This is a genomic window from Bradyrhizobium sp. (assembly GCF_030646015.1).
Taxonomy (GTDB): domain Bacteria; phylum Pseudomonadota; class Alphaproteobacteria; order Rhizobiales; family Xanthobacteraceae; genus Bradyrhizobium.
Genome location: NZ_JAUSLT010000101.1, coordinates 53628 through 66838 on the forward strand (window position 1 = coordinate 53628; position 13211 = coordinate 66838).

Sequence of the window (13211 nt, forward strand, 5' to 3'; positions counted from 1 at the left end):
CTCAGGCTCCGGAGCCGCCGTCACCGAAGCGTCGCCGGTAGGCATCGATATAGGCCCGCACCGCGGGCTTGAGGTGGCGGCGCGTCAGCTTGATCAGGTCGTCGCGTCGCGAATTTCGCAGCGCCTTGATCATGGCGATATGATCGCGGTGGGAGTCGTTCAGCGCCTCCGGCTTGGCATGCGCATAGGATCGGATGCCGGAGACCTTCTGCGCCAGATATTCGATGGTTTCGATCAGGCTGGTGTTGCCGCACAGGCCGAACAACGCGCGGTGGAACCGGACATTGCTGTGGAACACCGCCAGCAGGTCGCCGGCATCGACGGCCTTGCCGTGCTCGAGCTGGATCGCCTCCAGCCTGGCGAGATCCGCGTCCGGCACCGGAAACGGCAGGATGCGCACCGCCATGACCTCGAGTTCCTCGCGCACGTCGTAAATCTCCTCGACCTCCCGCGGCTTCAGGTCGCGCACGATCGCGCCGCGGTTCGGGATCCGCTCGACGATGCCCATTTTCTCCAGCTCGAACAGCGCCAGCCGGACGTCGCCGCGGTGGGTATCGAAATCCGCGCAGAGGTCCTGCTCGACCAGCCGCTCGCGCGGGTGCCGGCGGCCGAGCACGATGTCTTCCTCGAGCTTGCGGACGATCAGGTCGGCGATCGACGGCTGGCGCGATTGGGGCTCGGTCACCGCGGGTGACACGCCGGGGGAATTCGCCGCGTCCCTGCGGGACGCCGGTTTGCTGGAAATACGAGCGGTCACCATGGCCGCAATCTGCCATCAGTCCAAATAGTATACAATCTAAAAAACTATCTTGTGTACAACGGAAGGGCGGTTGATACTGCCGCCGCCGGGCAGGTGTCCGGCGAACCACCAGTCCGCAAAAGCGGCGACAGCAGGGGAGGAATTCAATGTCCGTTTCACGGTATCTGCCGCTCGCGCGCGGCATTCTGCTCGGCGCCGCGCTGGCGATGGCCTCGACGGCCGCGCACGCGCAGAAGCGCGAATTCTCGTTCGCCTATGACCAGCCGAAGAACAGCGGTTACGGCATCGGCGCCGAAATGTTCAACAAGAAGCTGGGCGAACTCAGCAAGGGCACGCTTTCGATCAACCAGTATCCCGGCGCCCAGCTCGGCACCGAGGCGCAGACGCTGCAAAAGGTGCAGACCGGCGACATCGACTTCGTGATGCTGTCGACCGCCAACGCCTCGACCGCGCAGCCGGAGTCTGGCGTATTCTCGCTTCACTTCATCTTCCGCGACGAAGCCCACGCCATCAAGGTGCTGGCCGATCCCGCCGTGATCGCGGCGATGAAGGAGCTGTACGCGGCCAAGATGAAGGGCGCGCACATGCTCGGGCTGGGATCGCAGGGCCTGCGGCACATGTACGGCAAGAAGGCGGTCGAGAAGGTCGCCGACATCAAGGGCGTCAAGGTTCGCGTGCAGGCGACCGTCACCGAGGACACGCTGTTTCCGGCCTATGGCGCCCAGGTCGTGCACATGCCGTTCGGCGAGGTCTACACCTCGCTGCAGACCGGCGTCGTTGACATGGCCGAAAACGGCATCAACAACTACCTCGTCAACAAGCATTACGAACCCGCGCCGGTGCTCTCGCTCACCGAACACGAAGCCAACAATGCCGCGCTGTTCGTCAGCGACAAGGTGTGGAGCAGCCTCACCGACGAGCAGAAGAAATGGGTGCAGGCGGCCGCCGACGAGGTCAGCCGCAACGAGCCGGCCGCGGCCTTCAAGCTCGAGCACGAAGCGCAGGCCAAGCTCGAGAAGATCGGCGTCAAGGTCGTCAAGACCGTCGACAAGTCAGGCTTCGCGCAGATCAGCAAGCCGATCCAGGACAAGCTGGCGTCCGACCTCGGTCCCAACGCCGTCAAGGTCCTCGGGCTGGTGCGCAACGTCAAATAGGCAGCGCGTTGACGAAGCAGGGAGCGAGGTCGCTCCCTGCTTCGCTGTCCCCGAAATCCGGATTTGAGAAGAGATCATGCGCGGGTTCAATAGCCTCGTCCTGGAGGAGCAGCGGTACCTGAAGTGGCGCGCGCTCGACTGGCTCGAACAGGTCCTGATGATTCTGTGTGGCGTCGCCATCACCGGGTTTTCCGTGCTGGTGATGTGTGACGTCGTCACCCGCACCATCGGTCATCCCTGGCTCTGGCTCCAGGAGGCGACCATGACCTTCTTCATCTACGGCATCTTCATCGGCGTCGGCGCGGCGACGCGGCGCAACGACCACCTCTATCTCGCGGTACTGGCGGAATCGCTGACCGGCAACAAGCGGCTGTTCTTCGAGATGTTCAACCGGCTGGTCGTGCTCGGCGTCGCCTTCTGCATGATCTATTTCGGCTATCTCAATTTTCTCGACGGCTTCAAGAGCCTGCGCATGCCGTCGATGACGCCGCTGTCGAGCCTGTATGCGGCCATTCCGCTCTGCGGCGTGCTGGTCTCCATTTTCATTATCGAGCAGATGGTCAACGGCTGGAAACACGGCTTCGTCGGCACCACGCACGCCGACGAGAAGAGGAAAGCGCTGTGACGGCCAATGGCGGGCTCATCTTCCTGATGGGATTTCTGTTCCTGTTCCTCGGCTATATGGGCGTGCCGGTGGCATTTGCGCTGATCGCGTCCGTGCTGGTGGTGACGGCGCTCACCCCGGTCAGCCTCGCCTCGATGATGGCGCAGCTCTTCAACGGCATGGACACCGAAGCCCTGCTGGCGGTGCCGTTCTTCCTGCTGGTCGGCGATCTCATGACCTCGGCCAACGTCACCAGCCGCATGATCACGCTGTCGCAAACCATGGTCGGGCATTTTCGCGGCGGCCTGGCCCAGGTGGTGACGATCTTCAGCATGTTCTTCGCCGGCATTTCCGGTTCGTCCGCCGCCGATGTCGCCATCCTGTCGCGCACGCTGGCGCCGGAGATGAAGCGGGAAGGCTATGACCTCGCCTTCACGGCGGCGCTGATCGCTTCCGCCTCCACCATGGCCAACCTGATTCCGCCCAGCATCATGGCGGTGGTGTACGGCGCGACCGGCAACGTCTCGATCGGCGGACTGTTCCTCGGCGGCGTCGTGCCGGGCGTGTTTGTCGGCATCGGGCTGATGATCTACAGCCATTTCTTCGGGCCGGTCGGCCTCAGGCACAAGCGGGCGACGTTCGGCAGGTTCGCAACCGCCACCAAGGAAGCGGCGATACCGCTGATGATCCCGCTGATCATCATGGGCGGCATCCTCACCGGCCAGTTCACCCCGACCGAGGCCGGCATCATCGCCGTGGCCTACATCCTGTTCGTGGCGATCCCGCTGCTCAATCCCGGCCATATCAGGTATTTGCCGCGCGACATGGCGCTGACCGGGCTGCTCTATTCCATTCCGCTGATCACCATCGGCGCCGCATCGGTGTTCGGCTGGATGCTGGCCTATCTGCGCGGGCCGGCGGTGGTGTCGGGCTGGATATCGTCGGCGGCCGGCGGCGATCCCTTCATGATCATGCTGCTGCTGGTCGTGCTTTTCGTCATCGTCGGCGACTTCATCGACGCGATACCCGCCATCATCATCTTCATGCCGATCATCACCGACCTCACCCAGAGCACCGATATCAATCCGGTACACATGGGCGTCGTCATCATCGTCACGCTGGCGTTCGGGCTGATCACACCGCCTTACGGGCTGGCACTGCTGATGGCCTCGAAATTCGTCGGGGTGCGCTTCGGCAAGGCGATGTTCGCGTCGCTGCCGATCTACTTCGTGTTCCTGGGCGCGATCGCGTTCTGCATCTTCTTTCCCGAAGTGGTGCTGTGGCTGCCCAAGCACCTGCTGCCGGAATCGGTCGGCTGCTTCAAGAATCCGAGCGGCACCGGCTATATCTGCCCCTGAAACCGGCAGGGCGAGCCGGCAGCGGTCCTGCAAAGGGCTGAACGAGGCGTTTCGTTGCGCCATATCAATGCCCGGCGGCTGTTTTGCCGGCATTTTATCTCATCGCGGAATGGTCACCGGTCGACGAAAGGCTCGAACGGCGTGTATCTGCAATGGCTGATCGATCTGGCTGGCGATGCAGTGGTTCTTGCCGCAGGCGGGCTGCTGATCGGAATGCTGTTCGGCGCATGCGCGCAGTCGAGCAAATTCTGCCTGCGATCCGCCGTGATCGAGTTCTCCCATGCGCTGCCCGGCTCGAAATTCGCGATCTGACTGCTGGTGTTTTCTGCCGCCGTTGCCGCCACCAACGCGCTCATCGCCTTCGGCTGGCTTGACGTCAGCGGCTCCCGCCAGCTCGCCGCGCGAGGCAGCCTTTCCGGCAGCCTGATCGGCGGCTTGATGTTCGGCGCCGGAATGATCCTGGCGCGCGGTTGCGCCAGCCGGCTCCTGGTTCTGTCGGCGACCGGGAATCTTCGAGCGCTGATTTCCGGGCTCGTTCTCACCATCGTCGGCCAGGCCTCGCTGCGAGGGGTGCTGGCGCCGGTCCGGGAGGCGCTGTCCGAATTATGGACCGTGCAGGGCGGCCCGTCGCGCAACCTGCTCGCATTCGTGGACGCCGGCGCCGTGACGGGCATGTTGCTCGGCATGCTCGGGCTCGGCGGCGCGCTGTGGCTGGCGCGGCGTGCCCGCGTCGGCCTTCTTGCTGGCGCCACCGCGATCGGTGTCGGCGTTGCGGTGGCCGCCGGCTGGCTGTTTACCTTCCGTGTCTCACAATCCTCGTTCAATCTCGTTCAGGTCAAGAGCATCAGTTTCATCGGGCCGTCGGCCGATACGCTGATGGGGCTGATCAATTCTCCATCCCTACAGCTGGGATTTGATATCGGCCTCGTTCCCGGCGTGTTCGCCGGTTCGCTGTTTGCCGCGCTGTTGGCGGGCGAATGGAAGATCCAGGGCTTTCAGGACGGGCCGAGCATGGGCCGCTATTTGTTCGGCGCGGCGCTGATGGGTTTTGGCGGCATGCTGGCCGGCGGCTGTGCCGTCGGCGCGGGAGTCACGGGCGGGGCGATCTTTGCCCTGACATCCTGGGTCGCGCTCACCGCCATGTGGGGCGGCGCCCTGCTGACGAACTATCTGGTGGATGAACGGCGTGTCCGTTGGGCCGATCCGCGCCGGACGGTCAGCGTCTCCTGATGGATTTCGGACCGATCGATCGGCCATGGTCCGTGAAGGCGATACCCGATTGTTCCGCGGGAGCCAGCCTGTAAACTGCTCCCTGAGAAAACAGCGCGGCGAAGCCGCCTTCAGGGAGAAAATTGCATGCGTCCGCTCGAATTCGGCTGGTACCTGCCCACGCACGGCGACACCACGGCCTATGGCGTGCCGGAGGCCCAGGTGCCGGGATCGCCCGAATTGTGCGACCGCGTGGTGCAGGCCGCCGAGGCCGCGGGCTTTGAATATCTGCTGATCCCGGTCGGCTCGGTGTGCTGGGAGGCCTGGATCACCGGCGCCTTCATGGCGGCGCGGTCGTCCAAGATCAAGCCGCTGATCGCGGCGCGGCCCGGCTACATCAATCCGGTGCTGCTGGCCAAGATGATCTCGACCTTCGACCAGATGTCCGGCGGGCGCATCTGCATCAACCTGATCGCCGGCCAGAACGAAAGCGAAGTCGAGGGCGAGGGCGTGCGCTACGCCAAGGAGGAGCGCTACGCGCTGATGGAGGAGGAAGTTTCTATCCTGAAGGCGCTGTGGACCACCCGCGGCCCGGTGCATTTCGAGGGCAAATTCCACACTTTGTCCGGCGCGCATATCAGGCCGCGCCCGCTGCAGCAGCCATTTCCAAAATTCTATCTCGGCGGCGGCTCACGGCCGGCCTGGGAAATGTCGGCGAAGCATTCCGACGTGCATCTGTTCTGGGGCGACCTGCCGGAGCGCATCGCCGCCAATATCGCGGAGATCAGGGAATTGGCGCGGGCGCATGGCCGGGAAAAAACCATCGGCTTCGGCATGCGGCTGCAGGTGATCTGCCGCGAAGACGAGGCGGATGCGTGGGAAGCCGCCGACGCGCTGGTGCGCAATGCCACCGAGCGGCAGAAGCAGGAGATGAAGACGCTCTACAACAAGTCGGAAGCCAACCGGCGCGTGCAGGAACTGGCCCGCGAGCATGGCGATCTCCTGATGCCGCATTTGTGGACCGGCATCACCAAGGTGCGGCCCGGCGCCGGCATCGCGGTGGTCGGCAATCCCCGGCAATGCGCCGAGACATTCCAGCAATTCATCGACGCCGGCTGCCATTCATTCTGCCTGTCGGGCTATCTGCACGACGAGGAAGCCGAACGGTTCGGCCGGCTGATCCGCCCCATTCTGGCCGAGAACAACCGCGGCCGGCTGGCGGCGTAGAACGAACAGGGCGCAAGGCCTGGTCGCCTCGACATTGATTCCGGATTATTTCTTCCGGGAATGGCCCCGCCGCGTGAACCGGAAAGGTTTGATCGACGTCAAAGCAGCAGCGCAACGTTTGGGGTAACGATATCTCATGCCGTTTTACAGATTTCAGGTCTGCGATCCGATCACCCCCATCGATGGCCATGGCCACGACGGGGCGGCATTGGGCGACGATATCGATGCCACGCTGTTTGCCGCCGGCATCATTCAACGGCTTTTCCAGGAGCATCGGGCCGTTCCCAGAAACTGGGCAGTCAGGATTACCCAGGATTCGCGCCCGGTCGGTGTTCTTCCGTTCGAGGCCGGTCTGAAGGTTCTGGTGAGGCCATGCTGGGCCCACGAGCTGTCGATGATCGAGGCGCCCGAAGCCAGAGTCTAGGCCGGCACGATCACCTTGCCGATCGGCCAGAGCGCGATGCCGGCGAGCTTGATATGCGCCCACGCGAAGGGAATGCCGATGATCGTCACGGCCAGAATGACCGCGGTGACGAGGTGTCCGAGCGCCAGCCACCAGCCCGCCAGCACCAGCCAGATCAAATTGCCGATCATGCCGAGCGGCCCGGTGCCGATATCGGACTGTCCCGTGACCTCGTCGCGCCGAACCGCCCGGGAGCCGAACGGCAGCAGGGTATAGACCGCGATATTGAACGCGGCCCTGGCCCAGGGAATGCCGATGATGGTGATGGCCATGACGACGGCGGCGATGATCCAGCCCGCAGCCATCCACGCGCCGCCGAGCAAGATCCAGAAGATGTTCAGTAGGATGGAAACGGGTTGCATGCGGTTGCTTCGAAGCTGGAGGGACGGGCGTTTGCCGATCCTATGACGATCTGCCCGACAATCATATGAATTTGCGGCTAATCCGCGATCTGGACCTCGCCCTCGATTTCGACCGGCATCCCGAACGGCAACTCGGCCATGCCCACCGCGCTGCGGGCGTGGGCGCCGGCCTCAGGCCCCCACAGCTCGAGAATGAGGTCGGAGAAGCCGTTGATGACGGCGGGTTGCTGGACGAAGCCGGGCGCCGAGTTGACCATGCCGAAAATCCGCACCCAGTGCGAAATACGGTCGAGCTCGCCGACCGCGCGCTTGAGCGAGCCCAGCATTGACAGCGCCGTGAGCCTTGCGGCGACATAGCCCTGTTCGAGGCTCAGCTCGGCTCCGACCTTGCCGAACGGCTTGGCGAGCGGTCCTTCCGGGCTCTGCGGTCCGTGCCCGGCGATCACCGCGCGGTTTCCGATCCGGCGAACATGGACGAAAGGCAGGACCATGCCGGGCGGCGGGCTAAAGGCCGGCGGCAGGACCAAGCCGAGCGCGGTGAGGCGGGATTCGATGTTGGCCATGGATGGACTCGTTTTCGTGGAAGCGTGGAAGAATCTGTCCGCCGTAGCGGGCAGCGCAAGAGCCGGGCGTCGCGCAATTGCCTCATCCTAACGCAAAATGCCCTGATGCAGGCGTATCCTGTCTGTGGCAAAATGCCGGCACATGATCCCCTTTGCGAGGGAGGCGCCGATGGCCGCGCGTTTGTTGATCCTGCTTTCCGCAGTGGGTGTGCTGCTGCAGACCGGCGTCAGCCGCGCTGACGCCATCGACGGCGACTGGTGCAGCACCGACGGAATGCGGATGTCGATCCACGCCGAGAAGGTCACCACGCCGGGCGGCAAGCAAATCGACGGCAATTACAGCCGCCACGCTTTTGATTACGTCGTTCCGGCAGGCGAAAGTGGTTCAGGCGAAGTCGTGAACATCATCCTGCGTAGCGAGTACCTCGCGGTGTCGCGCCAGGGGTCGGCCGATGCGCCCTTGAGGGAATGGCGTCGCTGCAAGGAAACCATCAGCCGGCTGCCTTCCGGCAAGTTCCTGCAAGCGCTGGTTTGAATCGCTGACGTCCGCCAGTCCCGTCCAATGAGGGCGTGCTAGCCGGCCAGGCCTGTCGAGGCATCCGGCTGGATCGTGGCACGCAGTCCGCCGAGATCCGACGTATCGAGCCGCAGGGTCCAGCCATAGGCCTCGACGACGTCTTGCACGATCGCAAGCCCGAGCCCGGCGCCGCCTCGCTGGTCGAGCCGCCCGCCGCGCGCGAGGACCGTTGGACGGATTGCTTCGGCAATGCCGCTACCGTCGTCCTCGACGGCAACGCCAAGGCCGTCAGCTCCGGCCGCGATCCGGACCTGGTTGCGGGCGTGGCGCGTCGCGTTCTCGAGCAGATTGCCCAGCGCCTCGGCCAGATCGGAGCGATCGAACGGCACCGTCACGTGTTCCGTCATCGCGATTTCGTAAGCGATCCGGGCACCTTCCGGTGTTCGCGCCAAAGTCGCGATCAGCGAGCGAACCAGCGGTGCAAGTGCTGTCGATGCGCCCGGCTGGGACCGCATGGCGCCCTGCAGCCGGGCCCGCGCGAGCTCGCGGTCGATATGGCGGCGCATGGTCCCGATCACCTCGTCAATTCCGTCGGCCACGACCGATTGCCCCGCCTCGCGCAGGCGGCCGGCATCGGCCGCAAGCGCGGCCAGCGGCGTCCTGAGGCCATGCGCGAGATCGGCGGCGCGGTGGCGGGAGCGCTCGACTTCCTCGGCGCGGGCCGCCAACAGCGCATTGACTTCATCGACCAGCGGCCGCACTTCGTCGGGCACGCCGGCGGCGAGCCGCAGTTCGCGGCCGGCACGAATATCGGCAACGCCGCGCCGCAGCAGGTCGAGTGGCCGCAGTCCGAGGCCGACCTGTATCGCGGTCGCCGCCGCCAGTGCGATCCCGAGCAGGCCGAGTGCCGTCGCAAGGTCGGTGGCGAAAGCGGTCGTTGCCGCCGTTACATGCGCGGCATCGATCGCGACCGCGACCGTGACAGGGGTTTCGCGTCCCTTGATATCGAGCCGGACCCGGCGTTCGGCGATCAGCACCCGCCCATTGGCCGGGCCGACCGCTTCGTGGCGATGCACTTCTTCGGCGGCCGGCTCGTCGTTGGGCAGCAGCAACGATGAATCCCACAGCGAGCGCGACCGCAGCGTCTGGCCGCGGTCGTCGGCGACCTGCCAATAGAGCCCCGATAGCGGTTCGGAAAACCGGGGATCGACGGGGCCACCGGTGACGACGATGTGCCCGTCGGCGTCGACCTCGAGGCCGGCCAGCAGTTTCTTCAGATGGACGTCGAGATCCTGGGAAACGGTGCGGCCGACATGGCGCTCGAACAGCAGCGTCAGACCGAGTCCGGCCAGCGCCAGGGCCAGGATGATCGCGGCGATACCGCCGGCGACGAGGCGCAGCCGCAGCGAGTTCCGGTTCATCCGACCGACTCTGGAATCAGATAGCCGAAACCGCGCCGGGTCTCGATCAGATCGACGCCGAGCTTGCGGCGCAGCCGGCCGACCAGAACCTCGATGGCGTTGGAATCATTGGCGTCGTCGGTGCCATGGATGTTTTCGCTGAGCTCGAGCTGCGATACGACACGGCCGCGTTGATGGATCAAATAGGCGACGACGCGATATTCCAGCGCCGACAGGTTGATCGGGACGCCGCGCACGCTGACTTTCATTTGTCGCTCGTCGATGGCGAGGTCGCCAATCGTCACCACCGAGGAAGCGCGGCCGGCCGAGCGTCGCACGACGGAGCGCAGCCGCGCCAGCAATTCTTCCATTTGAAACGGCTTTGGCAGATAGTCGTCGGCGCCGGCATCGATGCCGTCGACGCGCTCGCTCCAGCTTCCGCGCGCCGTCAGGATCAAGACCGGCGTGGTGCGCCCGGCCGCCCGCCAACGCTTGAGGATGGCCAGACCGTCCATGCCGGGTAATCCCAGGTCCAGAATGATTGCGGCATAGTCTTCGGTATCGCCGCGGAACCATGCTTCCTCTCCCTGGCTTTCCCGGTCGACCACATAGCCCGCAGCCAACAACGCGCGGCCGACATCGGCGGCAATCTTTCGATCATCTTCGACCAGCAGAACGCGCATCATTTCTCCCGGGTGCGGCCGATCTCGCCTGTAGCCGCATCGACATAGACTTCGAGAAGGCGTCCTCGGGCGCCGACGACCCGGAATTCGTAGACCAGCCGTCCGCGCTCGCGTTCGAGCTTTACGCTTGTGACCTCGCCGGGCAGCTTGTCGCGTACCGCCTGCAATATCTCGGCGAGCGACTTGATCTCCCCGCGCTCGACGGCGCGCCGCGCCACGTCATGGTCGCGATCGTCGTCAGCCCGCGCCGCCGCTGCGAACACCATCAGCGCCGACAGCAGCGCAATTGCCATTGCTTTCGCATTCAACCGCATGACCGACCCGTTTCCTTTCGGCCTCACTGAGCACGAACCGGCTGACAATTCGCTGACATCGGTCAACAGCCGGCTGTCAGCGGTGCCGGCCGATAGTGCGTCCCGTCGCTGGCCGGATAGGCGGCCGGGACGCAAGCCAGGAGATACCCCATGCGCAAGACCATCATGTTCGGCACCCTTATCGCCCTGCTCGGGACCGGCGCGCTGGCGCAGGCCAGTGATGACACCGCGACGGAGCAGAAGAACTCCATCGAGGTGAGCCAGCCGGCGGCGCCCGCCATGCGTGGCGAGGAACACGCGCATGAGCGCCGCCTCGAATCCCGCGGGGAACACCGCGAGGCCCGTCGTGGCCATCGCGAACGTCACGACGAAGCTCACGAACGCCACGATGAGCGGCGTGAACACGGTCGTCGCCACAACTGACCATCATCAAGCCACCATTACCGATGGGACGCTGGCCGGTCGATGACATGGATCAAAGGCGTCCCGGCGGGATCGATCACCCGAATTTCACACCGGCGCCATGCTCCGCAAGGGCAGGCGGCCATTACGGAGACTTCCCATGATCAAGACTGCAACGTTCACCACCGCCATCCTGCTCGCCACGGCGACCTTCGCCAGCGCCGGCAGCCTCGGGCGCCCCTGTACCTCCGCGCCGCAGAGCCAGTGGCTCTCCCTCGATGCCATCCAGGCCAAGGTCGAGGCGCTCGGCTACAGGGTTCAGAAGGCGAAGCTGAAGGCCGCCTGCGGTGAACTCTATACCATCGACAAGAACGGCAGCCGCGTTGAACTGTTCGTCGATCCGACCTCTGCCGCCATCGTCGGCCAGCTGTAACGGACCGGCCATGGCATTCACAGATCAGGCGATCGAAGCCGGCGGCGCCACGCCGCCGGCAACGGTCAAGGTGTGGGACCCGTTCGTGCGGGTCTTCCACTGGACGCTGTTGGCGCTGTTCGTCACCGCCTTCGTCAGTGGCGACGAGAATGAAGGCGTGCATATCGCGGCCGGCTATGGCATCGCGATTCTGCTGGCGCTGCGTCTCGTCTGGGGCGCGATCGGCCCTCGCCACGCACGGTTTTCCAGCTTTGTGCGGCGGCCGCGGCAGGTGCTGAGCTATTTGCGGGACGTCGCGAGCTTCAAGGCGCCACGCTATCTCGGCCACAATCCCGCCGGTGGCGTGATGATCGTCGCGTTGATGGCCGCGCTGATCGGCACGGCCGTCACCGGCTACATGATGACGACGGACGCGTATTGGGGAGCCAAATGGGTCGAGAAACTGCACGAGGCGCTCGCGCATGGCACGCTGGTGCTTGCCGGGCTGCATGTGCTGGGCGTCGTGGCCTCGAGCCTGCTGCACAAGGAGAATCTGGTGAAGGCGATGTGGACCGGGCGCAAGCGGTCATTGTGAGCGAAGAGGCGAGGTGGCGCCGCCACAGCGCCCGCCCCTCGTCTGCGCGCCGGCGCTACCGCTTGACGACGCGAACCGGTTTCTGCGGGCCGTCGTTGCTGCGGCGCAGCTTGGCGAAATCGGCCAGCATGGTGTCGGCGGAGATCACGCGGTTTCGGCCCAGGTGCTTGGCGGCATAAAGGGCCTGATCGGCCTGCCCGAGAAACCCGTCGGGCCCAACATCGCTGCCGGCGACCAGCGTCGCCACGCCGACGCTGAGCGTGACCCACGGACCCGCGCCGTCGGCGCCATGCTTGATGCGCAGGTCGATGACGGCTTCGCGGAGCCGCTCGGCAACCCTGCAGGCACCCTCCAGTCCGGTCCCGGGCATGATGATGGCAAACTCTTCGCCGCCATAGCGCGCGGCCAGATCGAGAGGCCGAAGGGCGTTCTCCCGGATGACGGCTGCCACCGCACGCAGACACTCATCGCCGCTCTGATGGCCGTGCTGATCATTGAACAGCTTGAAATGGTCCACATCGACAAACAGCAAGGCCAGCGGCTTCCCGCTGCCCCGGGCGCGCGACCATTCCATTTGCAGTGCTTCATCGAAGGCGCGCCGATTGGCGAGGCCGGTCAGTCCGTCCCTGGTCGCCAGCGTCTTCAGGGCCATTTCCGCGCGCTTCTGATCGGTCATGTCGCGCAAGGTTTCGACCACCGCGATCAGATTGCCGGCCTCGTCATGGATCGGGCCGGCGTCAATCGCCAGATATAAATGGTTGCCCAGCCTCGGCATCACGCACCAGTTCTCGGCGCTGGAGCCGAGGCGGTTGTCCTCCGGCGCGGTATGTTCGGGGTAGAGGTTGCCTACCTGGTCCTGCCGCCCGAGTGCCACCAGATCGGCCAGGCAATAGCGGCGCTTCTCATAAAAGGCACGCCAGTGCAGCGACGTCCCCAGGACTTCGGAGGCGGCGACGCCGGTCAGCCGCTCGCAGGCCCGGTTCCAGATCACAACTCGTCGCTGCGGATCGATGACGAAGGTCGGGACGACCAGATGCTGCATCAGTTGCACAGCATAGGCATGTGCGACCTCCACGCCTCTTGCGGGAGCCATCTCGTATCCTTCCCTCATGCCGCCATTGTTAAATCGATTGCGGCGGCCCTTGTGCAGCGGCCCGAACCATCGTCGGGCAGCCGCAAAATCGTTTG

Annotated in this window: 18 protein-coding genes; 11 read left to right on the plus strand and 7 right to left on the minus strand. The window is 64.9% G+C overall.

The window, feature by feature from the left end:
• Position 1: 1 nt before the first annotated feature.
• Entirely contained in the window at positions 2-685 is a 684-nt protein-coding gene (locus Q7T45_RS16340) for a GntR family transcriptional regulator (RefSeq protein ID WP_304871981.1), read from the minus strand.
• Between the two features lie 221 nt (positions 686-906).
• Between Q7T45_RS16340 and Q7T45_RS16345 the strand changes: the two genes are divergently transcribed.
• The 7 genes from Q7T45_RS16345 to Q7T45_RS16370 all read left to right on the plus strand — a co-directional run bounded on the left by Q7T45_RS16345 (position 907) and on the right by Q7T45_RS16370 (position 6736).
• A complete protein-coding gene (locus tag Q7T45_RS16345) occupies positions 907-1914 on the plus strand; it encodes a TRAP transporter substrate-binding protein (RefSeq protein ID WP_304871983.1) in 1008 nt (335 codons plus the stop codon).
• 76 nt (positions 1915-1990) lie between these two features.
• Positions 1991-2539: a TRAP transporter small permease gene (locus tag Q7T45_RS16350; RefSeq protein WP_304871984.1), complete on the plus strand. Its 549-nt coding sequence runs from the start codon at positions 1991-1993 to the stop codon at positions 2537-2539.
• 26 nt (positions 2540-2565) lie between these two features.
• Positions 2566-3876: a TRAP transporter large permease gene (locus Q7T45_RS16355; RefSeq protein WP_304872054.1), complete on the plus strand. Its 1311-nt coding sequence runs from the start codon at positions 2566-2568 to the stop codon at positions 3874-3876.
• A 141-nt stretch (positions 3877-4017) separates the two neighbouring features.
• Entirely contained in the window at positions 4018-4188 is a 171-nt protein-coding gene (locus tag Q7T45_RS29045; RefSeq protein ID WP_370691291.1) for a hypothetical protein, read from the plus strand.
• A gap of 6 nt (positions 4189-4194) precedes the next feature.
• Positions 4195-5106, plus strand: coding sequence for a YeeE/YedE family protein (locus tag Q7T45_RS16360; RefSeq protein ID WP_370691292.1), 912 nt, complete (start codon positions 4195-4197; stop codon positions 5104-5106).
• A gap of 126 nt (positions 5107-5232) precedes the next feature.
• Positions 5233-6312, plus strand: coding sequence for an LLM class flavin-dependent oxidoreductase (locus tag Q7T45_RS16365; RefSeq protein ID WP_304871985.1), 1080 nt, complete (start codon positions 5233-5235; stop codon positions 6310-6312).
• Between the two features lie 136 nt (positions 6313-6448).
• On the plus strand, positions 6449-6736 hold the full coding sequence (locus Q7T45_RS16370; RefSeq protein WP_304871986.1) for a hypothetical protein: 288 nt from the start codon (positions 6449-6451) through the stop codon (positions 6734-6736).
• On the opposite strand, the gene Q7T45_RS16375 is transcribed toward Q7T45_RS16370, so the two are convergent.
• Positions 6733-7137, minus strand: a complete 405-nt coding sequence (locus Q7T45_RS16375; RefSeq protein ID WP_304871987.1) for a YccF domain-containing protein — start codon at positions 7135-7137, stop codon at positions 6733-6735. The two genes, Q7T45_RS16370 and Q7T45_RS16375, sit on opposite strands and share 4 nt — an antisense overlap.
• 77 nt (positions 7138-7214) lie before the next feature.
• Positions 7215-7700, minus strand: coding sequence for a RidA family protein (locus Q7T45_RS16380; protein WP_304871988.1), 486 nt, complete (start codon positions 7698-7700; stop codon positions 7215-7217).
• A 169-nt stretch (positions 7701-7869) separates the two neighbouring features.
• Between Q7T45_RS16380 and Q7T45_RS16385 the strand changes: the two genes are divergently transcribed.
• Positions 7870-8235, plus strand: coding sequence for a hypothetical protein (locus tag Q7T45_RS16385; protein ID WP_304871989.1), 366 nt, complete (start codon positions 7870-7872; stop codon positions 8233-8235).
• Positions 8236-8273: 38 nt separating this feature from the next.
• On the opposite strand, the gene Q7T45_RS16390 is transcribed toward Q7T45_RS16385, so the two are convergent.
• Genes Q7T45_RS16390 through Q7T45_RS16400 form a run of 3 tightly spaced genes read right to left on the minus strand, consistent with a single transcriptional unit; the run spans position 8274 to position 10593 of the window.
• Positions 8274-9638: a HAMP domain-containing sensor histidine kinase gene (locus Q7T45_RS16390; protein ID WP_304871990.1), complete on the minus strand. Its 1365-nt coding sequence runs from the start codon at positions 9636-9638 to the stop codon at positions 8274-8276.
• Positions 9635-10300, minus strand: a complete 666-nt coding sequence (locus Q7T45_RS16395) for a response regulator transcription factor (RefSeq protein WP_304743781.1) — start codon at positions 10298-10300, stop codon at positions 9635-9637. The genes Q7T45_RS16390 and Q7T45_RS16395 overlap by 4 nt, the downstream gene beginning before the upstream one ends.
• A complete protein-coding gene (locus tag Q7T45_RS16400; protein ID WP_370691293.1) occupies positions 10300-10593 on the minus strand; it encodes a PepSY domain-containing protein in 294 nt (97 codons plus the stop codon). Before Q7T45_RS16400 ends, Q7T45_RS16395 begins: the two co-directional genes overlap by 1 nt.
• 171 nt (positions 10594-10764) lie before the next feature.
• On the opposite strand from Q7T45_RS16400, the gene Q7T45_RS16405 reads away from it, so the two are divergent.
• The 3 genes from Q7T45_RS16405 (at position 10765) to Q7T45_RS16415 (ending at position 12023) form a co-directional block, all read left to right on the plus strand.
• Complete coding sequence (locus Q7T45_RS16405; RefSeq protein WP_304871991.1) at positions 10765-11037, plus strand: hypothetical protein; 273 nt, start codon at positions 10765-10767, stop codon at positions 11035-11037.
• Between the two features lie 139 nt (positions 11038-11176).
• Positions 11177-11449 carry a PepSY domain-containing protein gene (locus tag Q7T45_RS16410; RefSeq protein WP_304871992.1) on the plus strand — a complete coding sequence of 91 codons (273 nt, stop codon included), beginning with the start codon at positions 11177-11179 and terminating at the stop codon, positions 11447-11449.
• Positions 11450-11459: 10 nt separating this feature from the next.
• Complete coding sequence (locus Q7T45_RS16415; protein ID WP_304871993.1) at positions 11460-12023, plus strand: cytochrome b/b6 domain-containing protein; 564 nt, start codon at positions 11460-11462, stop codon at positions 12021-12023.
• Positions 12024-12078: 55 nt separating this feature from the next.
• Here the strand turns inward: Q7T45_RS16415 and Q7T45_RS16420 are convergent, their stop codons facing one another.
• Positions 12079-13116, minus strand: a complete 1038-nt coding sequence (locus Q7T45_RS16420; RefSeq protein WP_304871994.1) for a diguanylate cyclase — start codon at positions 13114-13116, stop codon at positions 12079-12081.
• Between the last annotated feature and the right edge of the window lie 95 nt (positions 13117-13211).